26 protein-coding genes and 1 pseudogene are annotated in these 23237 nt (G+C 70.7%); 7 read left to right on the top strand and 20 right to left on the bottom strand.

The annotated features are described in order from the left end of the window. Positions 1–72: 72 nt before the first annotated feature. On the top strand, positions 73–792 hold the full coding sequence (gene ddaH, locus ACFHWT_RS24480) for a dimethylargininase (RefSeq protein WP_416597034.1): 720 nt from the start codon (positions 73–75) through the stop codon (positions 790–792). Between the two features lie 32 nt (positions 793–824). Here ddaH and ACFHWT_RS24475 read toward each other — a convergent pair whose 3' ends face one another. Next, the gene (locus ACFHWT_RS24475; protein WP_416597033.1) at positions 825–2030 is read right to left on the bottom strand and encodes an ABC transporter substrate-binding protein; all 1206 of its coding nucleotides are present in this window, start codon (positions 2028–2030) and stop codon (positions 825–827) included. A gap of 200 nt (positions 2031–2230) precedes the next feature. Here ACFHWT_RS24475 and ACFHWT_RS24470 point away from each other — a divergent pair, with 200 nt between their 5' ends. Beyond that, complete coding sequence (locus tag ACFHWT_RS24470) at positions 2231–2899, top strand: bacterial proteasome activator family protein (protein WP_416597032.1); 669 nt, start codon at positions 2231–2233, stop codon at positions 2897–2899. Here ACFHWT_RS24470 and ACFHWT_RS24465 read toward each other — a convergent pair. Both ACFHWT_RS24465 and ACFHWT_RS24460 read right to left on the bottom strand, forming a co-directional pair. Further along, on the bottom strand, positions 2854–3708 hold the full coding sequence (locus ACFHWT_RS24465) for an HAD family hydrolase (RefSeq protein WP_416597031.1): 855 nt from the start codon (positions 3706–3708) through the stop codon (positions 2854–2856). The two genes, ACFHWT_RS24470 and ACFHWT_RS24465, sit on opposite strands and share 46 nt — an antisense overlap. Positions 3709–3712: 4 nt before the next feature. Continuing rightward, positions 3713–4528 (bottom strand): annotated as a pseudogene (locus ACFHWT_RS24460) (HAD family hydrolase); the annotation flags it as partial. Between the two features lie 210 nt (positions 4529–4738). On the opposite strand from ACFHWT_RS24460, the gene ACFHWT_RS24455 reads away from it, so the two are divergent. Beyond that, a complete protein-coding gene (locus ACFHWT_RS24455; RefSeq protein WP_416597030.1) occupies positions 4739–5746 on the top strand; it encodes a lysylphosphatidylglycerol synthase transmembrane domain-containing protein in 1008 nt (335 codons plus the stop codon). 14 nt (positions 5747–5760) lie between these two features. On the opposite strand, the gene ACFHWT_RS24450 is transcribed toward ACFHWT_RS24455, so the two are convergent. From ACFHWT_RS24450 to ACFHWT_RS24420, 7 genes are all read right to left on the bottom strand, one after another. After that, the gene (locus tag ACFHWT_RS24450) at positions 5761–7332 is read right to left on the bottom strand and encodes a hypothetical protein (protein WP_416597029.1); all 1572 of its coding nucleotides are present in this window, start codon (positions 7330–7332) and stop codon (positions 5761–5763) included. Continuing rightward, positions 7329–8261 (bottom strand): glycosyltransferase family 2 protein, encoded by a 933-nt coding sequence (locus ACFHWT_RS24445; RefSeq protein WP_416597027.1) that lies wholly within the window; start codon positions 8259–8261, stop codon positions 7329–7331. The genes ACFHWT_RS24450 and ACFHWT_RS24445 overlap by 4 nt, the downstream gene beginning before the upstream one ends. A 497-nt stretch (positions 8262–8758) precedes the next feature. Then, on the bottom strand, positions 8759–8965 hold the full coding sequence (locus tag ACFHWT_RS24440) for a hypothetical protein (protein WP_416597026.1): 207 nt from the start codon (positions 8963–8965) through the stop codon (positions 8759–8761). Continuing rightward, the gene (locus ACFHWT_RS24435; protein WP_416597025.1) at positions 8934–9302 is read right to left on the bottom strand and encodes an alpha/beta hydrolase-fold protein; all 369 of its coding nucleotides are present in this window, start codon (positions 9300–9302) and stop codon (positions 8934–8936) included. The genes ACFHWT_RS24440 and ACFHWT_RS24435 overlap by 32 nt, the downstream gene beginning before the upstream one ends. 53 nt (positions 9303–9355) lie before the next feature. Continuing rightward, entirely contained in the window at positions 9356–9562 is a 207-nt protein-coding gene (locus tag ACFHWT_RS24430; protein ID WP_416597024.1) for a hypothetical protein, read from the bottom strand. Positions 9563–9570: 8 nt separating this feature from the next. Next, a complete protein-coding gene (gene serS, locus ACFHWT_RS24425; protein WP_416597023.1) occupies positions 9571–10836 on the bottom strand; it encodes a serine--tRNA ligase in 1266 nt (421 codons plus the stop codon). 104 nt (positions 10837–10940) lie between these two features. After that, positions 10941–11957, bottom strand: coding sequence for a hypothetical protein (locus ACFHWT_RS24420; RefSeq protein ID WP_416597022.1), 1017 nt, complete (start codon positions 11955–11957; stop codon positions 10941–10943). A gap of 74 nt (positions 11958–12031) precedes the next feature. On the opposite strand from ACFHWT_RS24420, the gene ACFHWT_RS24415 reads away from it, so the two are divergent. The 3 genes from ACFHWT_RS24415 (at position 12032) to ACFHWT_RS24405 (ending at position 13769) form a co-directional block, all read left to right on the top strand. Then, positions 12032–12463: an OsmC family protein gene (locus ACFHWT_RS24415; protein ID WP_123606752.1), complete on the top strand. Its 432-nt coding sequence runs from the start codon at positions 12032–12034 to the stop codon at positions 12461–12463. A 176-nt stretch (positions 12464–12639) separates the two neighbouring features. After that, entirely contained in the window at positions 12640–12993 is a 354-nt protein-coding gene (locus ACFHWT_RS24410; protein WP_281552250.1) for a metallopeptidase family protein, read from the top strand. 83 nt (positions 12994–13076) lie between these two features. Beyond that, a complete protein-coding gene (locus ACFHWT_RS24405) occupies positions 13077–13769 on the top strand; it encodes an AIM24 family protein (RefSeq protein WP_416597021.1) in 693 nt (230 codons plus the stop codon). A 58-nt stretch (positions 13770–13827) separates the two neighbouring features. On the opposite strand, the gene pheA is transcribed toward ACFHWT_RS24405, so the two are convergent. The 5 genes from pheA to ACFHWT_RS24380 all read right to left on the bottom strand — a co-directional run bounded on the left by pheA (position 13828) and on the right by ACFHWT_RS24380 (position 17246). Beyond that, the gene (gene pheA / locus ACFHWT_RS24400) at positions 13828–14784 is read right to left on the bottom strand and encodes a prephenate dehydratase (RefSeq protein ID WP_416597020.1); all 957 of its coding nucleotides are present in this window, start codon (positions 14782–14784) and stop codon (positions 13828–13830) included. 10 nt (positions 14785–14794) lie between these two features. Continuing rightward, the gene (locus tag ACFHWT_RS24395) at positions 14795–15388 is read right to left on the bottom strand and encodes a hypothetical protein (RefSeq protein ID WP_416597019.1); all 594 of its coding nucleotides are present in this window, start codon (positions 15386–15388) and stop codon (positions 14795–14797) included. 4 nt (positions 15389–15392) lie between these two features. After that, positions 15393–15791 carry an ACT domain-containing protein gene (locus tag ACFHWT_RS24390; protein WP_416597018.1) on the bottom strand — a complete coding sequence of 133 codons (399 nt, stop codon included), beginning with the start codon at positions 15789–15791 and terminating at the stop codon, positions 15393–15395. A gap of 39 nt (positions 15792–15830) precedes the next feature. After that, the gene (locus ACFHWT_RS24385; RefSeq protein WP_416597017.1) at positions 15831–16313 is read right to left on the bottom strand and encodes a hypothetical protein; all 483 of its coding nucleotides are present in this window, start codon (positions 16311–16313) and stop codon (positions 15831–15833) included. A 180-nt stretch (positions 16314–16493) separates the two neighbouring features. After that, positions 16494–17246 (bottom strand): hypothetical protein, encoded by a 753-nt coding sequence (locus tag ACFHWT_RS24380; protein WP_416597016.1) that lies wholly within the window; start codon positions 17244–17246, stop codon positions 16494–16496. A gap of 166 nt (positions 17247–17412) precedes the next feature. On the opposite strand from ACFHWT_RS24380, the gene ACFHWT_RS24375 reads away from it, so the two are divergent. Continuing rightward, positions 17413–18624, top strand: a complete 1212-nt coding sequence (locus ACFHWT_RS24375) for an arginine deiminase (RefSeq protein WP_416597015.1) — start codon at positions 17413–17415, stop codon at positions 18622–18624. 12 nt (positions 18625–18636) lie between these two features. Here the strand turns inward: ACFHWT_RS24375 and ACFHWT_RS24370 are convergent, their stop codons facing one another. From ACFHWT_RS24370 to ACFHWT_RS24350, 5 genes are all read right to left on the bottom strand, one after another. Continuing rightward, positions 18637–19518, bottom strand: coding sequence for a DUF5926 family protein (locus ACFHWT_RS24370; protein WP_416597014.1), 882 nt, complete (start codon positions 19516–19518; stop codon positions 18637–18639). Between the two features lie 96 nt (positions 19519–19614). After that, a complete protein-coding gene (locus ACFHWT_RS24365; protein ID WP_416597013.1) occupies positions 19615–20040 on the bottom strand; it encodes an ATP-binding protein in 426 nt (141 codons plus the stop codon). Positions 20041–20051: 11 nt separating this feature from the next. Beyond that, the gene (locus tag ACFHWT_RS24360) at positions 20052–21512 is read right to left on the bottom strand and encodes an ATP-binding protein (protein WP_416597012.1); all 1461 of its coding nucleotides are present in this window, start codon (positions 21510–21512) and stop codon (positions 20052–20054) included. Between the two features lie 78 nt (positions 21513–21590). Next, entirely contained in the window at positions 21591–21926 is a 336-nt protein-coding gene (locus ACFHWT_RS24355) for a rhodanese-like domain-containing protein (protein ID WP_278173045.1), read from the bottom strand. A gap of 65 nt (positions 21927–21991) precedes the next feature. Then, the gene (locus ACFHWT_RS24350; RefSeq protein WP_416597011.1) at positions 21992–23212 is read right to left on the bottom strand and encodes an LCP family protein; all 1221 of its coding nucleotides are present in this window, start codon (positions 23210–23212) and stop codon (positions 21992–21994) included. Positions 23213–23237: the final 25 nt, after the last annotated feature.

Below are 23237 nucleotides of genomic sequence, written 5' to 3'. Positions count from 1 at the left end.
GAGATCTTTCGCATTTACGGATTACGTTGAGAAGCCCGGTAATAGTTTCGGGAAGTCCTCCCGCAGTTACCGGTGGATACCGAACTCGCCGTCAAACAATGGGAAGGGCTGCGCGAGACGCTGACTGGTATCGGGCACCAGGTCCGGCTGCTGCCGGCCCGCGCCGACCTGCCCGACATGGTGTACGCCGCGAACGGTGCATTTTCCGTCGACCGCACCGTCTTCGGTGCCCGGTTCACCTATCCGCAGCGGGCCGCGGAGGCCATCGCACATCGGGAGTTCTACGAGGAGCTCGGCTGGCGGTACGTACGGCCCACCGAGACCAACGAGGGCGAAGGCGACTTCACCTACCTTCCGGGGGCGTACGGCGGCACGATCCTCGCCGGCTACGGGTTCCGTACCGACCCGGACGCGCACCGCCGGCTCCAGGAGACGCTAAGCCGGCCGGTCGTGTCGTTGCGCCTGGTCGACCCGCACTTCTACCACCTGGACACGGCGCTGGCCGCCCTCGACGACGAGACCGTCGCCTACTACCCACAGGCCTTCTCCCCCGCCTCGCAGCGGGTGCTCCGGCAGTTGTTCCCCGGGGCGGTGATCGCCGACCGGTCCGACGCGCTGGCTTTCGGGCTGAATCTGATCAGCGACGGCCGGCATGTGGTGGTCAACAGCGAGGCGACCGGGATGGCCGGCAAGCTGGCCGCCGCCGGCTACCAGCCGCTGCTGGTCGAGTTCACCGAGCTGCGCAAGGGCGGCGGCGGCGTGAAGTGCTGCGTCGCCGAGCTGCGCGGCTGACCCTACCGTTCCAGACCAGCGCGGCGCGGCGCTCAGCCGAGCGTGGCAAGCTCGGTGATCAGCACGTTCGACAGCACTGGGCCGTCGCGCAGCACCTCACGCAGGTACCACTTCTGCTGCGGCGTACGCGGCTGGTTGAACTGCCACAGCCCACGCGGGCTGTCAATCTGACCCACCCGACCGAGCGCCAGGTTCAGCTCCTGGGACGAGACACCCGGTCCGGCGGACCGGATCGCCTTGTCCAGCACCTGAGCCGCGTCGTAGGACGACATCGCGTACGTGGTCGGCGACGCCCCGTACCGCTTGCGGTAACCGGTAGCGAACTGCAGGTTAGCCGAATTGTCCAGGTCAGCCGAGTAGTTGAGAGCGGTGACGATGCCACTTGCCTCTTCACCCAACTGGTCGATGACGTTGCCTTCGGTGAGGAAACCCGGACCGTAGATCGGACCTTCGAAGCCGGCGTCGCGCAGTTGCCGGATGAACTCGACCGCCGCCGAGCCGGTGAAGTGGCAGTAGACCGCCTCCGGATCCCGGAAGATCACCTCCTGGACCGGCGCGGTGAAGGTGTCCCGACCCGGGTTCGGGGTGGCGTTGGCCCAGATGACCGCCCCGGAGATCCGATCATCGCTGGCCCCGAAGCCTTCCCGGAACCCCTGCACCACGTCGCGGCCGGCGGGCTGGTCGGCGGCGACGATCGCCACCTCGCCGTTGGCGGACACCTCTCGGGCCAGGTAGCCGCCGAGGGCAAGGCCGGGCTCGTCGGCGACGTACGAGGTGCGCCAGATGTAGACGACGCTCTGCAGGCTGCGTGGCGAGGCGTTCGAGCCGATCAACGGCACCCGGGCCTCTTCCACGGCGTCCCGGATGGCGAGCATCACCGCGGAGTTGGCCACCCCGGTGAGCGCCAGCACCTGCTGCTGGAGCAGCGAGTCGACCGCCGCCCGCCCGGACTCGGGGGTCTCCCCCTCGTCCGCGATCACCAGGTCGACCGGGCGGCCACCCAGCCGCTGCTGGTGGGTGTCCAGGTAGAGCTGGAAGCCGTTGAGCATCTCGTCGCCGATCGGTTTGTAACCGCCGGTCTGCGGGACGATCAGGCCGATGCGTACTGGCCGGTCGCTGACCAGGCCGTCGTCGTCGTTCGAGTCGTCACCCGCGCCGACGCTGCAGGCACTGGCCAGCCCGGTGGCGCCGAGCGCGGCCAGCAGCTTGAGGGCTTGCCGGCGGTCGATGTGCGGCACAGGGGTGGTCCTCTCCCATGGGTACGACGGTCGGTCGCGCAGGTGGAGTACGCCGACGGTGGCGAGCTGGTCGACAGTCCACTCGGCGTTCTACCCGCTCAGCTGCGTCCAGTCAATGCTAGGTGATCTGCCGGTTCATGCCGCCGACGGGCGGGGTGATCGGGGGACCGGCGAGCGGCCGGCCCTGGTGCTGCGTCAAGATGGAACCCATGACCGAGACGTCAGGCTCCCCGGAAGAGACCAACGAGTCCGCCTCGGCGGCTGGCCGGCCCGGCGCGGTGGTGGTGGTCGGCCCGGACGGACGACCGGTCGGCACGGTGAACGCCGGCGGTGCCGGTGCCGCAGGTGCCCCCGGTGACGCCACCGGTGCCGGCGACGAGCCGGTCGACCCGGAAGACCCGTCGCAGCTGATCGAGCAGCCGGCCAAGGTGATGCGGATCGGCAGCATGATCAAACAGTTGCTGGAGGAGGTTCGCGCCGCCCCGCTCGACGAGGCGAGCCGGCAGCGGCTGCGCGAAATCCACCGACGTTCCATCACCGAGCTGGAGGACGGTCTGGCCCCGGAGCTGCGCGAGGAGCTGGCCCGGATCTCGCTGCCGTTCGAGGACGGCGCCACCCCGAGCGAGAGTGAACTGCGGGTCGCCCAAGCCCAGCTGGTCGGCTGGTTGGAAGGGCTGTTCCACGGCATCCAGGCGGCATTGATGGCCCAGCAGATGGCGGCCCGGCTGCAGCTGGAGCAGATGCGTTCCGGCGGGCGGCCGGCGCTGCCGGTCGGCCCCGGCGGGATGATCCCCGGCATGCCGGGGCAGCCGGGCCAGGCCGGTCAGCCAGGCGAGGGCGGCGGCACCCGGACCGGCCAGTACCTCTGACTCTGCGCCAGCAACTGCTCCAGGTAGGCAGCCACCCCGTCGTCGGCGTTCGACGCCGTCACCGCGTCCGCGATCTCCTGCACCGCCGGGTGGGCGTTCGCCACCGCGACCGCCTGCCCGGCCCAGGTCAGCATCGGGACGTCGTTCGGCATGTCGCCGAAGGCGACCACGTCGGCGGCGCTGGTCTGCCAACGGGCGCAGAGCCAGGCCAGCCCGGCCGCCTTGGTCACCCCGGCGGCCGAGATCTCCACCAGCCCGGACTTCGATGAGTGGGTGGCCTCGGCCAGTCCGGCGAGCGCCCCGGCGACGATCCGGACGAACACCTCCGGGTCGTCGTGGCTGCTGCGGGCCAGCAGTTTCACCGCTGGCGCGGTGAGCAGCTCCGCCGAGTCGGCGACCTGCCGGGCGGTGGGGTGATCGCTGTTCCAGTGCGCCGGCCAGTCGGTGCCGTGCCGCATCAACCGGCCGTCCTCCACCTCGACGGCGAAGACCACGTCCGGGACTTCGGCGCGCAGCCGCCGGGCGACCTCGGCCATGATCTCCGGGGCGAGCGGGTCGGCGCGCAGCACGGTGTCGGTACGTGGCTCGTAGACCACGGCACCGTTCGCGCAGACCGCCGGCACTGGGGCCCGTAGCTGTTCGTAGACGGCCGGCAGCCAACGCACCGGTCGGCCGGTGACCAGCACCACCTGCCCGCCGCGCCGCTGGAACTCGTCGAGCGCGGTGGCGGTCCGGGCACTGAGCGACTTATCGGGCCGCAGCAGTGTCCCGTCGAGGTCGGTGGCGACCAGACGTGGATGCACTTCCATCTCCGGACAGTAGCCGGTCGAGGTAAATCGCTACGCCGTCATCATCATTACGCAGTGTAACCTCATCGGCGGCTCGGCGTACTGTCGGATGGGCGTTCGACACCGCCACCCGCGACCACCCGGCCCAGGCGAACATCGGCAGGTCGTTGGGCATGTCACCGAAGACCAGCACGTCCGCCGGGTCGACGCCGAGCGACTCCGCGACGACCGCCAGACCGCTGGCCTTGTCGACGCCGGGCGGGCAGATCTCGATGAAGCCCAGTCCGGCCTGGGTCACCGTCGCCAGCGTCGGTGGGACGACCTGCACCGCGGCGGCGAGCAGCGCGTCCACGTCGTGCGACGGCGTCCGGGCGAACGCCTTGATCACGTCGGTGGCCAGGCACTGCTCCCGGGTACGGGCCTCGAACCGTTCCGGGTACCGCCACTGCGGGTCGAAGTCGCCCCACAGCGGCGCCTCGTGCTCGTCGGACGCTTCGACCATCACGATCAGCGGACCGACGGCCGCCTCCAGCTCGGTGATCAGCTGGGCCAGCACGTCGGCGGGCAGCCGCTCGTCGCGCAGCACCCGTACGCCGGTCGGGTCGCTCTGGTCGACCACCCGCCCGCCGCCGGCCATCACCAGGTAGTCGGCGGCCCGGATGTCATTCCGGGTCAACTCCATCAGCCGGGGTCCGCGACCGGTCGCTCCGACGACCGGGATGCCGAGGTCGCGGGCACGGTCGAGCACCCCATGGGTGTACGCGGAGACGGTCTCGTCGCTGCGGACCAGGGTGCCGTCGAGGTCTGTCGCGATCAACTTGGGTAGACCGGGGCGCGGCATGCTGTCCTCCTTGATCCCCGGGTCGACGGGTCAGCAACCGTACCTCGCGTACCGTGACCTGACCATGACATCCGCGCGAAGCCCGGATGCACACTGACCAGCGCCGGGAGACGGGCGGTGGGGAGACGGCCGGGCGTGGCGGCCATGCGGCACCGGAACCCGGCCGGGGAGACCAGCGACCACAGCCGACGTACGAGTAGGGTGCCTGGCGTGCATCCCCCGGCGCGGCACCGTCCCAATCTGCTGCGACGAGCGCTGCAGGTCGCCGTGGTCGGCGCCTTCGCCGGATTCATCGGTTGGGCCCTCGCCGGCCAGTGGTCGCAGGTCCGGGCCACCGCTGCGGACCTGACCGTCACGAGTCTGCTCCTGGCCACGGCCGGGGCCGTCGTCGCCCTGTGGTTCAACTTCCTGAGCTGGCGGACGATCCTCACCGACTTCGGCAGCCGAATACCGCTTCGTGCCGGCATGCGGATCTTCTTCGTCGGGCAGCTCGGCAAGTACCTGCCCGGCAAGCTGTGGCCGATGCTCACCCAGGCTCGGCTGGGCCGGACCTACCAGGTTCCCGGCCGGGCCTCCGTAGCGGCGGCGCTGCTGGTCATGGCGGTCTCGCTCGGCACCGGCCTGCTTCTCACGGTGTGCCTGCTACCGCTGGTCGGCCCGGATGCCATCGACCGCTACTGGTGGGCGTTGCTGGCCCTGCCGCTGGCAGCGGTCGGGCTCTGGCCCCCGGTGCTCAACCGGGGTCTGACGATCGCCATGCGCCTGGCCCGCCGCGAGCCGATGCCGCGACCGCTGTCGCCGCGCGGGATCGGCCAGTCGGTGCTCTGGTCGGCGCTGGCCTGGCTGGCGTACGGCGGGCACATCTGGGCGCTGCTGTGGGGACTCGGCGCAGCGGACGGCCCGCGTCTGGTGTTCCTGTCGATAGCCGCGTTCGCCGGCTCCTGGGCGATCGGATTCCTGCTGATCGTCGCGCCGGCCGGGGCCGGGCCGAGGGAGGCCGCGCTGGTGGTCATCCTCGGTGTCAGCGTCAGCCAGCCGATCGCTCTGGTCGCGGCCGTGGTGTCGCGACTCTTATTGATCATGGTCGATGTGACCGCACCGGCGTTGGCAGTGCTGCTGGCCAACCGTCGACTCGGCGGCAAACCGCGGCCGCCGGACCAACCCGGCCGGACCGATCAGGTGGACGGCGCTCATCACAGCCGATCCGCATCTGACTAGACTGCACCCGCGGATCAGTCGGCGGCGGCCGGCAACGCCGCGCGGATGTCCGCCACCCGCAGCAGGCCGTACCGGCCCTCGGCGTCGACCACCGGCACCGACTCCGGCACCCATCCTTGACGTAGGTCGGTCCGGAAGAGGATCAGATCGTCCGGTTGTGCCTGCGACAGCACGTCGGGACTCATCACCGCCGGTGGGAGATCCCAGTAGTAGGCGACCCAGCGGGGGGTGCTGATGTTCATGACCCAGGCGCGCTGCTGCTGTGGGCCAGGGGCATAGGCCTCGATCAGCCGGCCGGCGTCAGCTGGCTCGTAGACGTAGTCGCGGGCCGTCGACCCCAGAGCTATCGTCCCGAAGGCGACCGACAGACCCACTCCGGCCGCGATGCCGGCGCTCGCCGACACCCACGTCGGGACGCGCCGGACGATGAGATCGAACAGGACACCCATCGCGACCACACCGGGAATGAGCACCGGGTAGGCCCAGTAGTCGTGGATGAACGATCCGTTGTTCAGCCCGATCACCCACGCCCCGACGAAGGCGAGCGTAACCACCAGGTAGAACCGGGTCCGCCGGACGAACAGGCCGGCGACGGCGGCGATCGGGAAGATCACCAGGTACCAGGTGGGCAGCAACTCGGTCGCGTAGTCGCGCTGGCGGACCAGGAACTGTCGGGCGGTGAAACCACCACCAGCTGTCCGGAACTCGGTCTGGCTGGTCAGGTCCTCCAGGCCACTGACGCCGACGATGAAGGCGAGGCTGACCAGGACGCCGAGCACCATGCTGGCTCCGACGGCTACGGTCACCCGGTCCAGCCGGCGGGCGGCCAACAGCCACAGCCCGAGAACCGCCGCAAAGCCGATTCCCGGCCAGGACGCCAGGGTCGTGAGCAGTGCGGTGACGCAGGCGCAGACCACCAACCAACGTGGTGGATCGGCACGCTTCCGTAACGCCACGATGGTGGCGGACAAGGCCAGGATCAGCCCCATGTCGAAGGTCAGCTGGCTGTACAGCCAGAACATTCCGGTCGCCGCCATCGTCCCGACTGCGACGAGGGTGGGGATCCAGGCAATCGCGAATGCCCGGAGCAGTGCCGCCGCAGCCGGCACCACCAGGAGGCCAAGCAGGAACGGGCTGATCAGGACCTCATACGTGCCACTGCCCGGCAACAGCCCGAAGGTGGCGTCGAGCATGTTCACCAGCGGCGGATGATGTGCGTACGCTTGGTTGCTGTACGGTGACCAGTCGGCGCTGAACGACGAGCCGACCAGGCCCTTCTCCTGCAGATTGCGCAGGTGCAACGCGTGCCGGGCGAAGATCCGCCCGACGTGGTTGTCGCCCAACGGCAGCGCCAGCTGCGGTGCCCAGGTCGCCGCGACCGCCGCGGTGATCGCGGCGATGCCGAGCCAACCCCACCGATCGGCCCGCCGGGCCGACGCACCCGTATGGTCGGCGGCCGGACTCGGATCCGGACGGCTTCCAGGCTGGCCGGTCCGCCTCTCCGGCGAGTGCTTGTCGGCACCGTCTCCGGGCTGCTCACCGGTGTTGGTGGTCTGGTCGGCCGTGCTGGAACCGGGCATGGTCATCCGTCGGACCTCGATCGCACAATCAGGTCGGCGAGTAGCGCCACCGCCCCGATGATCAGCGCGGTCATCACGATCATGATGGTGTTCGTCGCGATCCTGACCGGGTTGGTCACGACGTCGTATACCACTTTGCCGATGCCGAGCGCGAGCAGCCACAGGGCCGGCGGCATCAGCACCTTGAGCGGATTGAAGTACATCACCATCCGCAGGACCTGCAGAATGTAGCGGTAGGCGTCCTTGACGAAGTGAAACTTCGACGAGCCGGAACGCTTGGCGTAGTCGATCGGCAGATACCGGACCTCGTGCTGGTTGTGCAGGAACGCCATGGTGATCGTGGTGACGCAGGAGAAGCCGGGCGGCAACAGGCGCAGGTAGGGCAGAGCGACCTGCCGCCGGAACGCCCGCAGACCGGAGTTGAGGTCCGGAATCGTCGTCCCGGTCAATCCTTCCGCCACCTTACGGATCAGCCACTTCGCTGGGACCCGCAGCACCTTGTGCGTACCCTGTTCGCTGGTCCGGGCACCGACCACCTGGTCGATGGCGGGTTCCTTCTCGAGCATCTGGACCAGCTCGGGGATCCGCTCGTTGGGGTACGTCATGTCGGCGTCGGTCCATACGACGATCTCGCCACGGGCCTGCTGACTGCCGATCCGACGGGCGGTGCCGGACCCGCCGTTGCGGTGGAACGGCATCAGACGAAGATGCGGGAACCGCGCCTGGGCTTCCTGCAACACCTGCAGGGTCTGGTCGGTAGAGGCGTCGTCGATGGCCAACAACTCGTAGTCGTAGCCGCTGTTGTCCATCGCCTCCGTGATCCGTTCGATCTCCCGGAGTACGTGGTCCTGCTCGTTGTAGCAGGGCAGTACGATCGTCACGTCGAGGGGCTGGCCGATATTGCCACGGCTGACCTCGCCGCTCGGCTCGGTCACCGGCCAGACACTATTTCCTGGCCGCGCGAACCGGCTCGTCACCGTCATGCGAGTCTCCGGGGGGTCGTGGAGCGACGTTGGCGGGAGTGTGCTCTCCGCTTCGCAATGCGCCATGGTACATCGGAAGGCCTGCTCCGGCCTGCCTTTCGCCACCTCGACGAGATGACATACCTGGCTGCGGCTACCCAGGGTCGATGGTGTGTCTTGATCCAAAATGAGGACCAGGTGAAGCCCAGGTGTCCAGTCGACGAAGACAAGCTGGCGATCGGGTGTGCAGCCGACGGACTGCCTCCGAGGAAGGCGGCGAACTCGCCGGGGTCTCGGGCGTTCGTTGGTCTGGTCGGTGGTTGGGGTCGCCCCGCCGCTTGCGATCCGGCGGGGCCACCACCAAGTGGGAGAAGCTTGCCGACCACATCCGCAAGGGCCTGGTCGAGAGTGCCCACGGTGTTGGCGTGTTCGTGGCTGACCAAAGTAGGGCGGCGTCATCTGATCGCCCGTCAGTCAGGCCGCCACAGCCAGCGCAGCGCATCCGGCAGCAGCACGCCGTTGTGGTTCGGGTGGTGGCCGCCGTCGCCGAGCACGAGCCGGAAGTCGTACCCCGCCTCCGCCAGTGCGGCCGCGACCCGCAGGTTGCTGGCGAGCCAGTTGTGCTCCGGCTCGTTCCAGTGCAGATCACGGTGCCCGGCCTGCAGGAAGATCCGCAACGGCTTGCGTGGGGTGTCCCTGATGATCTCGGGGTAGGGGGTTGCCGCCCGGCATCTGAACAAAGCTGGACAGACAGCAGAGCACCCGGCGGAACCTGTCCGGGCGCAGCCAGGCAGCGGTGAAGGCGCAGTTGCCGCCGCTGCTGCCGCCGCAGATCCCCCACTGGTCCGGGTCATCGGTGATCGAGAAGCGCCCGGTCACCTGCGGGATGATCTCGGTCAACAGGAAGGTGGCGTAGCGGTCGTCGAATGCGTCGTACTCGACGTTGCGCTGCTTGCGTCCACCGCCGCCAGTGCCAGGACCAGCACCGTCAACGCCAGCACCATCGTCAGGCATTGCGCCGGGGTCGACGAAGAGGCCGACCGTGGGCGGGAGGTCGCCGTGCTGGATCAGGTTGTCCAGGACGATGGCGCCACGGACCGCGCCGGCAGGTGCACCCAGAACTTCCGTGCCGTACCCGGATAGGCAGCGCTGTCCGCCCAGTCGAACTCGATGGTCCGGCCGGCCGGCACGCCGGGCTGCCGTACCGAGTCGGGGCCGTGCAGGTAGCGGACGTCGGACTGGTCGACCGGCAGCGGCCGGAACGGCACCTGCACGGCGCGGGTCAGGCGGTGGCCAGGGGTTCGAGGACGTCGCGGCCGCCGAGGTACGGCTGAAGCGCCTTCGGCACCCGTACCGAGCCGTCCGGCTGCTGGTGGTTCTCCAGGATCGGGATCAGCCAGCGGGTCGTCGCCAGGGTGCCGTTGAGGGTGGCCACCGGCTGGGTGCGGCCGTCAGCGTCGCGGTAGCGGATGTTCAGCCGGCGGGCCTGGAATGTGGTGCAGTTCGACGTGGACGTGACCTCGCGGTAGCGGCCCTGCGACGGCACCCACGCCTCGCAGTCGTACTTGCGGGCCGCGCTGGTGCCGAGGTCGCCGGCGGCGACGTCGATCACCCGGTACGGGATCTCGACCTTGGCCAGCATCTCCTCTTCCCAGGCCAGCAGCCGCAGGTGCTCGTCATGGGCCTGCTCCGGCGGGCAGAAGGAGAACATCTCCACCTTGTCGAACTGGTGCACCCGCAGGATGCCACGCACGTCCCGGCCGTACGAGCCGGCTTCCCGCCGGAAGCACGACGACCAGCCGGCGTAGCGCACCGGGCCGTCGAGGGTCAGGATCTCGTTCGAGTGGTACGCCGCCAGCGGCACCTCGCTGGTGCCAACCAGGTACAGGTCGTCGGCTTCCAGCCGGTAGATCTCGCTGGCGTGCTCGCCGAGGAAGCCGGTGCCCTCCATCGACTCCGGCTTGACCAGCACCGGGGTGATCGTCGGGGTGAGGCCGTACTCGACGGCCTGGGCGATGGCCAGCTGCAGCAGACCGAGCTGCAGCAGCGCGCCGACGCCGGTCAGGTAGTAGAAGCGGCTGCCGGAGACCTTCGCGCCTCGTTCGACGTCGATCGCGCCGAGCGCCTCACCGAGCGCCAGGTGGTCGCGCGGTGCGTCGATGTCGGGCCGGTCACCGACCTCCCGCAGGACGACGTAGTCGTCCTCGCCGCCAGCCGGCGCACCCGCCTCGATCAGGTTGGGGAAGGCCAACTGCGCCCGGCGCAGCGTCTGCTCGGCCTCGGTGGCGGCGGCTTCGGCCGCCTTCACCTGGGCCGACAACTCCTTGGTACGGGTCAGCAGCTCGGCCTTCTCGGCCGGTTCCGCCCGGGGCAGTCGCTTGCCGAGCTGCTTCTGCTCGGCGCGCAGCGCCTCGAAGGCCTGCACCGCCGCGCGGCGGGCCTCGTCAGCGTCGATCAGATCGTCCACCCGGGACTCGGACTCGCCGCGGGCACGCTGGCTGGCACGGAAGAGGTCCGGGTCGTCACGGAGCAGTCGGAGATCGATCACGGAAGTCAACGATACCGGCCCACCGCGTCGGCCCGCGCGCAGGTTTTCGGCCGGCTCACCAGCGGGGCGTCCTCACCAGCGGGGCGTCCTCACCAGCGGTGCGTCTAGTGCGGCGGGTTGTCCGGCCGGACGAACGGGGCGGTCGGCCCGACCGTCAGATCGGCGGGTGCACCCCCGCCTGGATCCGGGCCGTCGTTAGGTGGCCGACGCCACGGCAGGTCGGTCGGCGCGGGCGCCGTACCCGCCGGATCGCCGGTCGCCGGTCGCCCGCTCCCGTTAGACCCCCGACCGGGTTCGGCACCGCCGCCGATGTCCGCACCGCCACCTCCAGTGGTGCCGCCGCCTCCGGTGATCCCGCCACGGCCGGCCGTGGTCCGCCCGGCCAGGTACAGCGCCAGCAGCAGCGCGCCGACGCCGACCAGGCCAGCGGTGGCCGCCGTACCACGGCTGACCAGCACCTCCATCTCGGTGGGAACCTGCAGCGACGACCTGATCAGCTCGTCGCTGTTCAGCATCACCGTGACCAGCAGCGCGACCAGCCCGGCACCGACGGTCAGCCCGGCGATCCGGGTGTCGGGGCGGTTGCGGTGGGAGCCGAACAGCGTCAGGGCCGCACAGACCAGCAACGCCAGCAGACCGAGCAGGTACCCGGTGCCGAATGTGCCGAGGTCGGCGAGCCGCACGGCGGCGGCGTAGGGGCTGCCGGTTCCGACGTCGATTCCGGGGATCTCGAAGGCCAGCCACTTGCCGCCGAGCGAGCCGGCAGCCGCGAGCACCCCGACGGCGGCGAGCAGCAGGCTCGGCAGGTTGCCGCGGCCGGGTGTGCCGAGTCGGGTCCCGGCTGCGGCGCGGGCCCGGTCTACCGTCGCGGTGGTCGCACCGGACAGCCGCTCAGCGACGGCGGTCCACCTGCCGGGGCCAGGGCTCGGTCCGGATCCAGGACCTGGACCGTCGGCCGGCGGGGTGGCGTCGCCGCCGAGCTCGATCACCACCGGCTGGTCGGCCGGTGGGCCGGGTGACGTCGGCACCGGAGCCGGTGTGGTGCGGACTATCGGCGGCTCCGGCGTGGTCCGGGGTGGTACGGGTTCTGCGCCGCTGCGGCGGCAGTCGTCGTCGGGCATCGGGTCCTAGCCTCCTCGGTGACCTTGCACGGGCATCGTCGCGTCGGGCATCGAGGTGAGCTAGCGTCATGCCCATGCCTATCCGTACCGCATCTGCCCGCTGGCAGGGCAATCTGACCGAGGGTTCTGGCACTATCCGCACCGGGAAGGGCGGGTACGAAGGGAACTACTCGTTCCGGTCCCGCTTCGAGGAGGGCGAGGGCACCAACCCCGAGGAGCTGATCGGCGCCGCCCACGCTGGCTGCTTCTCGATGGCGTTCTCGAAGGGTCTGGCGGACGCCGGGTTCACCCCGACGTCGGTGCAGACCACCGCAAGTGTGCACCTGGACAAGACGGACGCCGGGATGACCGTCACCCGGATCGACCTGGAGACGGTGGGCGAGGTGCCCGGCGTCGACCCGGAGACCTTTCAGAAGCTGGCCGAGGCGGCGAAGGCGAACTGCCCGATCTCCCGCCTGCTGTCGCCGGGTGCCGAGATCACTCTGAACGCCAGCCTCTCCGTCTGACCGCCCGCCCACGACTCCACCCTGACGATCCTGGGCTTGTCCGGCACCGTCGGACGATTTCGCGTTTTGCCGATACCTGGACAAGCCCGGGATCGATACCAGAGCAAGCCCGGTGATCGATACCCGGGCAGGCCCGGAAACGCCTCGGGGAGCCGGTGGTGCGGCAGAATGGACCGATGCCGGTCGACATGAGCCGCGAGCGCTTCGAGGAGCTGGTCGGGGAGGCGCTGGACGAGGTCCCGGCGGAGCTGCTGCGGCTGATGAGCAACGTGGTGATCCTGGTCGAGGACGACACCCCGCCGGGCGAGCCGGAGCTGCTCGGTCTGTACGAGGGACACGCGCTCACCAGTCGGGGCTGGGACTACGCCGGCGTACTGCCGGACCGGATTCTCATCTTCCGGCACCCGATCCTGCGGATCTGCGCGACCGAGGCCGACGTGGTCGATGAGATCGCGATCACCGTGGTGCACGAGATCGCCCATCATTTCGGCATCGACGACGAACGGCTACACGACCTGGGCTGGGGTTGACCAAGGATGGTCCGGCCGGGCGATGACGTGCGGTTGCGCGGGTTACCTACCCTTCGGTCGATCAACCTGACCAGGAGGAACCCATGCGCAGTGCCCTGTTCTCCGCCGATCACCTGGAGAAGGAGTCCGCCCAGCCCGGGCTGCGGCTGCAGAACTCCAAACTGCTGAAGATCGAGCTCAACGGCGAGGCGATGGCCCGGACCGGGTCGATGGTCGCCTACCAGGGCCACGTGCAGTTCCAGGCACTCGGCTCCGGCGGTCTCGGCAACTTCATCAAGCAGAAGCTCACCGGCGAAGGCGTACCGCTGATGAAGCTGACCGGCCAGGGTGACGTGTTCCTCGCCAACGAGGCCGCCGACGTGCACCTGATCGACCTGGAGCCGGGCGACGCGCTGTCCATCAACGGCTCCAGCGTGCTGGCCTTCGACTCCACGCTGCAGTACGACATCCGGATGGTCCAGGGGATGGGCTTCGCCTCCTCCGCTGGCCTGTTCAACTGTGTCTTCACCGGGCAGGGCCGGCTCGCCATCACCACCAAGGGCACCCCGGTCGTGCTCTCCGTCGACCAGCCGACCTACGTCGACCCGCAGGCCGCCGTCTGCTGGTCGGCCGGTCTGCAGACCGGCTACCACCGGGCCGAGCAGCTGGGCATCGGTACGCTGCTGGGCCGGCGAACCGGGGAGGCGTTCACGATGAGCTTCGCCGGTCAGGGCTTCGTGATCGTGCAGCCGTCCGAGGAGCCGCCGGTGCGCGGCGCCGGCCAGATCCCCCAGTAGCCCGGCCGACGCGCGGGACGCGCCGGTGACTGACCCCCGCTGGCGGTGTCCGCTCGGCTCAGTCCAGTTGGCCGGCGCGGATCCGGGCCAGCCAGGCGGCTGCCTGCGCGTACTCGTCGTCGTGCCGGCCGGCCGGCCCACCCGTGGTGCGGCCGCCGGCCGCCGGCGGCCAGTCGTGTCGCGGGTAGGAGCCGAGGAACCGTACGTCGGCGCAGACCCGGCAGAGCCCGCGCAGCGCGTCGCCGAGCCGGTCGTCGGCGACGTGCCCGGAGCAGTCCAGGAAGAAGGCGTACCGGCCGAGTGCCTCCCCGGTCGGCCGGGACTCGATCCGGGTGAGATTGACCTCCCGGACGGCCAGCTCCATCAGCACCGCGAGCAGGGCGCCGACCCGGTCGTGGGCGATGTAGACCGCCAGGGTGGTGATGTCGTCGCCGGTCGGGGCCGGCGGCGGTCCGGGGCGCCGGACCAGGACGAACCGGGTCACCGCGTCGGCGTGGTCGGCGATCTTGTCGGCCAGCACGGTCAGTTGGTGGCCGCTGGCACCGATCGGCGCGCAGATCGCCGCGTCGTATTCACCGGCCGCCGCGCCGACGGCCGCCGCGCCGTTTGACAGTACGTCGACCACGGCGGCGTTCGGCACCTGCTGCCGCAGCCAGGCCCGGCACTGGGTGGACGCCTGCGGGTGGGCGGCGACGGTGCGGATCTGCTCCAGCGTCGTGCCGGCGGGTGCGGCCAGCACGAAGTCGACCGGCAGCACCACCTCCTGGGTGATCACGAGCGGCTGGCCGTTGGTCAACTCGTCGAAGGTGACGCCGACCGCTCCGCCGACGGAGTTCTCCAGCGGCACCAGGGCAGCGTCGACGTTGCCGGCCCGGACCGCGTCGAGCGCCTCCGGCACGCTGCGGGCCGCGACCCGCTCGCCCTGTCGAGCCGCCGGGATGGTCAGCAGGGCCTGCTCGGCGAAGGTGCCCTCGGGGCCGAGGAAGGCGAATCGGGTCGGCGCGGGGACGGACATGCCGGCCAGCTTACGGAGTGCTGGGTGGGATCGGCACCGACTCGCAGGCGAGGGTACGGATCCCGGCCGGCGCGCCGACCCGGACCGGGATGACGCAGACGTCCGTACCGGCGGTGACCAGCGTGAACGAGGTCGGCGACCCTTCGGTGACCACCTGCAACGGCTCCCGGGACGGGATCTGCACCACGGTGTACTGCCAACTGCCGGCGCAGCGGGGTGCCACCGGCACACTGACCTGGGCGCCGGCCGGTAGTAGCCCGTCGGTGCGGCGCAGCAGCGCCACCACCTGGGCGGCGGATGGCCGGCCGGCGCAGTCGACCGCGACAGCCACCGGGAAGCCGTCGGCCGACGGGGAACTGCTCGCAGTGGCCGACGGCGGTTTGACCGGCGACGGCGTGCGGGTACCGGACGGTTCGGCCGACGACGGCGTGCCGGTCGGTGCCGGAGCCGCGTCCGCCGTCGGTGCGCCGACGCCGGGCGGCCGACCGCAACCGGCGAGTAGTGCCACGCCGACCAGGGTCGCGCTGATCAGCAGCAGTCCGCAGCCGGCGTGCCGGCTGGGGGGCCGGCTGCCGGCCCGGGACCGTTGACGTGCGGACAGCACCAGCTCATGGTACGGCTGCGCCGGCGACCCGGTGGCCGCTGCCGGTCAGCGTGGCCAGAGCTTCAGACAGCCGGACCGTCGGCACCAGCAGATAATCCGTGTCGAAGGTCGAGAATGCCACGATGTTGACCCGGGCTTCGGCCAGCGGGCCGACGAGCGACGCGAGGACCCCGGTCAGCGCTAGGTCAAGCGGGCCGACCACCCGCAGGCAGCGCCACGGTGTCTCGACTTTGGCGCCGGGCGGCACCCGGTCGGTGCGGCAGATCACCGACACCTCGTCCTCGGTCCAGGTCACCGAGACGACTCCGGCGGTGGGGCCGGCCAGGAACTCGGCCGGCAGCGAGGACCCGGCCGGTAGGCGGCAGACGGCGTACTCCGCTGGCAGCAGGTCCAGGTCGAGCATGAGGGCAGCGTACGGCAGAGGTGTCGAGCGGCGGGCCGGTCATCCGGTCGAGTACGCGGTGGTGATCGGGGCGAAGAAGGTCAGCGACCCGGTCACCTTCTTGCCGATCCACACCGGGGTGGCGATCGCGTCCACGGTGCCGTCGCCCTGCGCGGTGGCCGCGTCGCTGTCGACTCGCAGCAGGCCGCGGGCGAGCCGCCCGGAGCTGAGCGCGAGCAGCGGCGGGATCTTGTCGATCTCGGTCTCGTCGAGCTCGCCGCGTTGCGCGGTGAAGTCGACCAGCCGCAGGCCGGCCAGCAGCGGCCGGCCTTCGACCTGGCCGGGTTCGCCGAGGCCCAGCAGGTCGCAGCAGGACCGGGAGATCGCGGCGACGGTCAGATCCTGGCGCAGGACGAGACACGGCTCCAGCGCGGTAGCGGCGGTGGCCACCCACAGCTGGAAGTTGTCCACGCGCATCGGCTCGATCGGCTCGCGGGCCTGGGGGACCAGCGGTTCCGAGATCGAGAGCTCGACGTGCGCCACCCGCGCCTCCCCTGACTCAACCGGACAACAGCAACGCTATCCGGTCTATGCCGGGTCCGTCGACTGGTGCCGAGCAGGCTCCGGATCGGACATACCAGGGTAAACGGGTGCAGTCGTCACAAGCCGGTCGGCAGCGGGACGTACGCCGTAGTGAGGTCGTCAGCGCCTTCGCCCCGAAGGCTACCGCCGGCTGGTCGGCTTGTCAGCGGCCGAACGGCCGGCCCCGTACCACCGGTAGTCGGTCGCCGAGCGGTACGGAGCATTCAGCCAGGTCTCCGGATGCCGGGCCACCTGGTACAGCTTCTCGGCGGTGGCCGAACTGATCCGGGTCCCCCCGGCGATGAGCAGTCGGTCCAGCTCCCGATGGGTGGTGACCATGCACTCCTTGGGCAGCCCGTACACGCTGATCACCCCGGAACCGACGAAGGTGAGCACCGGGGCGACCGGGATGGTGTGCCCGACCGCGGCGGACATCGCCTTGCTCGCCCGCTTGGCGTCCCGACGGGCCTCGGCGACGTACGTCGGTCGCTTGCCGTTGATCTGCACCACGTCACCGGCGACCAGGACCCGGCTGCGGCCGTGGTCGACGACGGTGACCGCGAAGAGCCCGCTGGGCCCGATGGCCAGGAATCCGGCACGTTCCTCGCGCCCGGCGGTCTCCAGCCCGAGCGCCCGGTCCGGGCTGTCGGTACGCGGCCAGTTCACCACGTGCCAGGACGGGCCGAGCTGGTCCAGGCGGTTCAGCGCGCGGGCGCCGGCCGCCTCGATCCGCTTGGCACCGCGCTCGGCCCGACGGCGTCGGGCCCACTCCATCGGCGACGGCCGGATTGCCTCCAGCGTGCCAGGTGGGGACTCCTCCATGGCCCGTTCGTCCGCTCGGCGGGGTAGCGCCCGCTGGGCGGGCAGCACGCGGCGCTCATGGAAGACAGTCATCACGACCTCCGGCAAAGGTCCCCTGGACGATGGACTACCAACTACCGTACGTGGCGACACCGGTACTGAAGCAAGACGCCAGGCCGGAGTGAGTAGGGATGAATGCCCTATTCACCCCACGACTCTTTCAACAGATGGTGCCAAACGACTGCCATAGGCTGCGAGTGTGACGCACTACGTCGACAGTGAGGTAGGCCACCTCCGGGTGGTCCTGCTGCACCGTCCGGGCAGCGAACTGGCCCGGCTGACCCCCCGCAACAGCGGCGCCCTGCTCTTCGACGCGATCCCCTGGGTCGCCGGCGCCCAGGCCGAGCACGACACGTTCGCCGCCGTGCTGCGCGAACGCGGCGTCGAGGTGCTCTACCTCGAACAACTGCTCGCCGAGACGCTCGCCGCCGCCCCGGCCCGCGCCGAGGCCGTGGCGACCGTACTGGCCGGCCGCCGGCTGGGCGAGACCCTGCGCGACCGGGTCGCCGAGCAGCTCGCCTACCTCGACCCGGCCGGGCTGGCCCGGGTGCTCGTCGCCGGCCTGGCCCGTGGCGAACTGCACCGCCGCGACGACCGACCGGCCGGGCTGGTGCACGCCCTGCTGCGCGAGCACGACTTCATCATCGACCCGCTGCCCAACCTGCTGTTCACTCGCGATTCATCGGTCTGGATCCGCGACCGGGTGGCGGTGACCAGCCTGGCGATGCGCGCCCGCCGCCGGGAGGGCCGGCTCACCGATCTGATTTACCGGCACCACCCCCGGTTCGCCGGGACCGAGCTGATCCACCGACCGGACCAGGAACACGTCGAAGGCGGCGACGTGCTGCTACTCGCCCCTGGTGTGCTGGCCGTCGGCGTCGGCGAACGGACCACACCCGCCGGGGTGGAACGGCTGGCCCGGCGGGTACTCGGCGACGGGCTGGCCCACACCGTCCTGGTGGTGCCGATCACCCAACGGCGGGCGACCATGCACCTGGACACGATCTGCACGCTGGTCGACGTGGATGCGGTGCTGATGTACCCGCCGATGGCCGAGGAGCTCGCCGCGTACACGGTGATCCGTACCGCCTCGGGCGACCTGCAGGTCGCCGGACCCGCGTCGTTCCTGCGGGCCGCCGCCGACGCGATGGACATCGACCGGCTCCGGCTGGTCGGCACCGGGCTGGACCCGGTCACCGCGGAACGGGAGCAGTGGGACGACGGAAACAACACCCTGGCGCTGGCCCCGGGGGTATGTGTGGCGTACGAGCGGAACACGGCGACCAACGCGCAGCTGCGCCGGGCCGGGATCGAGGTGGTGACGATCCCTGGCGCCGAACTCGGGTCCGGCCGGGGCGGCCCACGGTGCATGTCGGCGCCGCTGGTCCGGGATCCGCTCCGGTCCGACTGACCGGCCGCCGGGTCAGCGCAGCGTGAGCTGCCGGCCCAGCAGGCCCTGCCGGGACCGGCGGGCGGCGGCGTCGAGCGGATCGGTGACGCTGGCCGCCGCCGCGAGCCGCTCGGCGAATTCGGTCAACGGCTGCTCCCATTCGGCGGCCTCCGGCCCGGACGGCAGGTCCCACACCGGCACCAGCAGCCCGTGGGCCCGGAACATCCCGGCGAACCGGGTCTGTGGACCCATCGGCAGGTCACCGGCGGCGCTCAGCCGGGCCAGCGTGTCCAGCGTCCGGTCCTCGTCACCGGGCAGCACCCAGCGCACGTGCGCCCGCTCCCCCACCCGGCACCAGTACGCGGCGGGCGCCGCCGCCATCCGGGTGGTCGGGTAGATGGACGCGTCGGCCCGCTCCAGGGAGGCCTGCACCGCCGGGTTGGCGGCCGCTTCGGGCTCCACCCAGAACGCGAAGCTGTCGTGCACCTGAACCGTCAGCGCCCCGTCGGCGAGCACGTCCTGCAGCCGGGGGCCGGGGCCGGGCAGCGGCGGCACCGGCACCGTGTCGCCCGGCTCGGTCTCCAGCGCGGCCAGCAACGCCGCCGCCAGGTCGCGGGAGACGTCCCCGGACTGGGCGTGCCGCTGAAGCCCGATCATGATCTGGCCGTCGGCTCGGACGACGGCCGGGGCCGCCATCGGCAGTACGGTGGCCAGCGTCACCGTCCGGTCGGCGTACTTGCCGGCCAGCTCGGGTTCGAGGATCAGCGGCGCCGTGGCCGCTGGGACGAGTTCGCGCAGCGCGACCCAGTCCGGCTCGTCGGCCAGCCCGGCGAACGGCCGGGGCACGAATACGTCGCGGATCTTCTCCCGCTTGCCGCCGCTGGCGGCCCGGTCCTGCTTTCGGCGCTTGCCCACGGCCAGACAGCCTAGAGGAACCGGCCCGCCGCCGAGGGAGCCGCCCGGACCCCGGGCCTGTGACCGGAGGGCATCCCGCCCGAGTCCCGCCCCGGCTCAGCCCGGATCCGGCTCGCCGATCTCGGCCCAGACGCAGCGGCCGGAAGCGGCGGGCTCCACCCCCCACCGGCGGGCCAAGGCGGCGACGATGCCCAGGCCACGGCCGTTGAGCGCGTCTGACGGGGCGGTCCGGACCTGCGGCACGTCCCCGGATCCGCCGTCGGTCACCCGTAGCAGGACCGTGCGGCTGTGCCGGCGCGGGGCAAGTTGCCAGGTCACCCGGATCATCCCGTCCGACAGCGGCCGGGCGTGCCGAACGGCGTTGCCGACCAGTTCGGCCACGACCGTCATCACGTCGGACAGGAAGTCGGGGCGGATCCGGTCGACCAACGTCCTGGCGAGCTGGTGACGGGCGAACCGGGCACCGCTGGCATGGTGCGGTACCAGCACGCTCCACACCCGTCCCGCCAGTGCCGAGGTCACGCCGCCTCCTCTCAGCTGCGGGGCAGCCGCACCTCGGCGACCGTACCCCCGCCGTCACGGGGCCGCAGGGACACCCAACCGTGCTGGCGCTCGACGATTTGTCGGACCAGGTAGAGGCCGAGTCCGGCGCCGGGGTAACGGCGCTGGTCGCCCGATTCGCCCTGCCAGAACCGATCGAACGCTCGTTCCACGTGTTCCGGACGTACCCCGATGCCGCGATCACTAATCCGCAAGGCCACCGAGCGTTCGTCGGCGATGGCGGTGACCTCGATCAAGCTGCCCGACGGCGAGTACTTGTCGGCGTTGGTGGCCAGTTCGGTGAGTACGGTGGTCAGGCTCGCCCGGTCACCGACCGCTTTCGGCAGGTCGTCGGGTAGCTCGACGGTGAGCCGCTGGCACAGTCCGGCGGGCAGATCCTCGACTGCGGACCGCAGCGCCTCGACCAGATCGAACGGGGCGGACGGCACGCCGACCGCCGGTCCCGAGTCGTTGGCGGCGGAGAGCAGCCGGTCGACCAGCCGGGCCAGTTCGGTGGCCCGCTGCCCGAGCACCCGGGCGGCCTCCCGTCGGTCCCGGTCGGTCAACGACTCCCAGTGGTCGCTGAGAGTCTCCGCGTACCCTTTGATCACGGTGACCGGGGTGCGCAGCTCGTGGCTGGTGACCGCGATGAACAGGTCAACGTCGTGGTCGCGGTGGTGCTGGTCGGTGATGTCCCGGAAGGTGACCACCCGGGAGGCGACGAAGCCCGGTAGCTCCCCGGAGGTGATCCGCAGCCACCGGCCGTCCGGCAGCTGATGGTCCACGACCTGTCCGGGGGGTGGCACCGGGAACGGGATCGGTCGGTGCAGCCGGTCCTGTGCGGTGCTGCCGGTGAGTCGCTCAGCCGCCGGGTTCCACAGCCGCACGCAGGACTCGTCGTCGACGATGGCCAGTCCGTCGGCGAGCGCGGCGACCACCGGCCCGTCGCCGTGCACCGGCAGCCCGGTCTGGTCGCCGTACATGTGGGCGATGCAGGACGCCAGGTAGGCGATCAGCGTGTGATGGTCAGGGCCGGCGCTGCGGTCCGGATCCGGGTAGTAGGCGTGCAGGCTGCCGATCAGCACCCCGCCGATCTCGGCGCGCGCGATCAGCATCCGGTGCAGGCCTCGGCCGGCGATCTGGTCGGCCACGGCAGCGGTGAGCGCCGTCACCGGGAACTCGACGGTCCGCGGTCCGGTGAGCAGCCGGGCGGTGGTGGGTTCGTCGAGGTCGACGGGTCGGCCGACCGACCATTCGGCGGCACCGGTGGCGGCGATGATCCGTCCCCTGCGTGGTCCGTACTCGGCGAACGAGGTCCCGGCGGCACCGAGCGCACGCTGCGCGAGTCGCAGCAGATGGTGCAGGATCGGCAGCCCCGACTCACCGCTGTTGATCATGTCGAGGACGACGGTGTGTCCAGCGATCAGACTCGGATAGTCGGGGCGTTCCGGCATGCTTCGAGTCTGCCCGGTGCCGGCGGATTTGGGCAGTGCCGGGCCGCCGGTGCCGGGCAACTGGCGTCGGGCCGCCGGTCAGAGGACCCGGGGTGGTTCGCCGGACTCGCTCACCATCGGCCGGGAGTGCGCCGCCCAGTCCTGCATGCCGCCGGTGAGGTTGCGGACGTTGTCCCAGCCGTGCTGGTTGAGGTAGGCGACGACCTGCCCGGACCGGCCGCCGGACCGGCACACCACCACCACGTCTCCCTCCTGCGGGACGTCGGCCAACCGGTGCGGGATCTCCATCATCGGCAGGTGGTGGGCGCCCGGCGCGTGCCCGGCCGCCCATTCCTCGGGCTCGCGGACGTCCAGCAGGTACGCGTCGGCGGATACGTCGGGGACGTCAACGGTGGGGATCGGTGGTCCATGCATGCCGAACAGCCTATGGGAATGCCGGCCGGACACGACTGCCTGTCCGGCCGGCTGACGCTGGCCGGCTATTCCTGACCGGCCAGCACCGACGGGTTGGCGAGGACGAACTCAGCGAGGTTGTCGTTCTTGACCGCCTGGAACATCTCCTGGCTGAGCGGATCGATGTTCTCCCGGCCGGCGTCGTTGCCGTTGAAGCTGCCGCCGTTGGTCCGCAGCATGACCAGGTCGTTGGCGGCCACCCCACGCAGGGTGAAGACGAAGTCCGGCAGCGGCACCTTGCCGGTGTCCAGCACGAACGCCTTGCCGGCCGCCTCGATCAACTCGTTGAGCTTGAGCGGGTTGGTCATCACCCCGTTGGCCATCGCCTTCTTGGCCATGGCCTTGATCAGCTTTTGCTGGTTCTTCTGCCGGTCGTAGTCGCCGTTGTCCAACCCGTACCGCTGCCGGGAGAAGTCCAGCGCCTCCCAGCCCTGCATCTCGCGGCAGCCCTTCTTGTGCACGACCTGCTGCTTCTCCCCGCTGACCTTGGCGGCTTCGGAGTTCCACATCGGCTTGCCGTCGACCAGGGTCATGTGGATCGACGGGGTGTCCTCGTCGACGCAGAGCCGGACGCTGCCGAGGCTGTCGATGACCGACTTGAAGCCGCTGAAGTTGATGATCGCGGCGCCGTCGAAGCTGACCCCGGTGAGGTTCTTGATCGTCTCCGCCATCAGCTGGGCGCCGCCGTCGTGCCCGGCACCGTTCTGCGCGCCGTGGAAGAACGCCTCGGTCGCCTTGCCGACCCCGCCCGGCCACCCGCTCCGCTCGAACGGCGGGATCTCGACCTCGGTGTCCCGGGGGACGGAGATCAGGTACGCCTGGTCGTGGGTGGCGGGGATGTGCAGGATGATGATCGTGTCGGCCCGGGTGTCCGACTCCGCCCAACTGCCCCGGTGATCGATGCCGAGCAGCAACATGTCGATCGGACCTTCGAGGCTGTCACCGCCCTCGGCGTCGGTCTTGCCGGCGACGCCGAGCAGGTTCGACTGCTCGATCCCGCTGGTCGCCTGGGCGATCAGCCATTTGCTGCCGACGATCGTGGTGCCGCTGAGCATCATCAGCAGTGCGCCCAGCACGACCATGGTGCGGGCCCAGATCGGGTCCTTGCGGTGGGGCCGCCGCCCGGAGCCGCTACGGCCGCCGCCCGGCCCCGACCGGCCACTCGACCGACGCCCGGCCGCGCCGCGGGTGGCGAGCGGGTTCCCCGACTCGGTCGACGTCGAACGTCGACGGGTCTGAACCGGCATGCCTGCTCCTGGGGGGCGTAGACAA

The sequence above is a fragment of the Micromonospora sp. LOL_021 genome (assembly GCF_048060215.1).
GTDB lineage: Bacteria > Actinomycetota > Actinomycetes > Mycobacteriales > Micromonosporaceae > Micromonospora_E.
Note: the sequence above shows the minus strand (reverse complement) of the source record. Positions and strands in the feature narration are given on the sequence as shown.

Excerpts from the sequence above, each read along its gene's own strand:
- ACFHWT_RS24415 (WP_123606752.1), top strand. The coding sequence starts at position 12,032 with ATGCCTATCCGTACCGCATCTGCCCGCTGGCAGGGCAATCTGACCGAG.
- ACFHWT_RS24350 (WP_416597011.1), bottom strand. The coding sequence starts at position 23,212 with ATGCCGGTTCAGACCCGTCGACGTTCGACGTCGACCGAGTCGGGGAAC.
- pheA (WP_416597020.1), bottom strand. The coding sequence starts at position 14,784 with ATGTCCGTCCCCGCGCCGACCCGATTCGCCTTCCTCGGCCCCGAGGGC.
- ACFHWT_RS24465 (WP_416597031.1), bottom strand. The coding sequence starts at position 3,708 with ATGGAAGTGCATCCACGTCTGGTCGCCACCGACCTCGACGGGACACTG.
- ACFHWT_RS24380 (WP_416597016.1), bottom strand. The coding sequence starts at position 17,246 with ATGACTGTCTTCCATGAGCGCCGCGTGCTGCCCGCCCAGCGGGCGCTA.
- ACFHWT_RS24360 (WP_416597012.1), bottom strand. The coding sequence starts at position 21,512 with ATGCCGGAACGCCCCGACTATCCGAGTCTGATCGCTGGACACACCGTC.
- ACFHWT_RS24435 (WP_416597025.1), bottom strand. The coding sequence starts at position 9,302 with ATGCCTGACGATGGTGCTGGCGTTGACGGTGCTGGTCCTGGCACTGGC.
- ACFHWT_RS24390 (WP_416597018.1), bottom strand. The coding sequence starts at position 15,791 with ATGCTCGACCTGGACCTGCTGCCAGCGGAGTACGCCGTCTGCCGCCTA.
- ACFHWT_RS24410 (WP_281552250.1), top strand. The coding sequence starts at position 12,640 with ATGCCGGTCGACATGAGCCGCGAGCGCTTCGAGGAGCTGGTCGGGGAG.
- ACFHWT_RS24405 (WP_416597021.1), top strand. The coding sequence starts at position 13,077 with ATGCGCAGTGCCCTGTTCTCCGCCGATCACCTGGAGAAGGAGTCCGCC.
- ACFHWT_RS24420 (WP_416597022.1), bottom strand. The coding sequence starts at position 11,957 with ATGCCCGACGACGACTGCCGCCGCAGCGGCGCAGAACCCGTACCACCC.
- ACFHWT_RS24355 (WP_278173045.1), bottom strand. The coding sequence starts at position 21,926 with ATGCATGGACCACCGATCCCCACCGTTGACGTCCCCGACGTATCCGCC.
- ACFHWT_RS24450 (WP_416597029.1), bottom strand. The coding sequence starts at position 7,332 with ATGACCATGCCCGGTTCCAGCACGGCCGACCAGACCACCAACACCGGT.
- ACFHWT_RS24470 (WP_416597032.1), top strand. The coding sequence starts at position 2,231 with ATGGAACCCATGACCGAGACGTCAGGCTCCCCGGAAGAGACCAACGAG.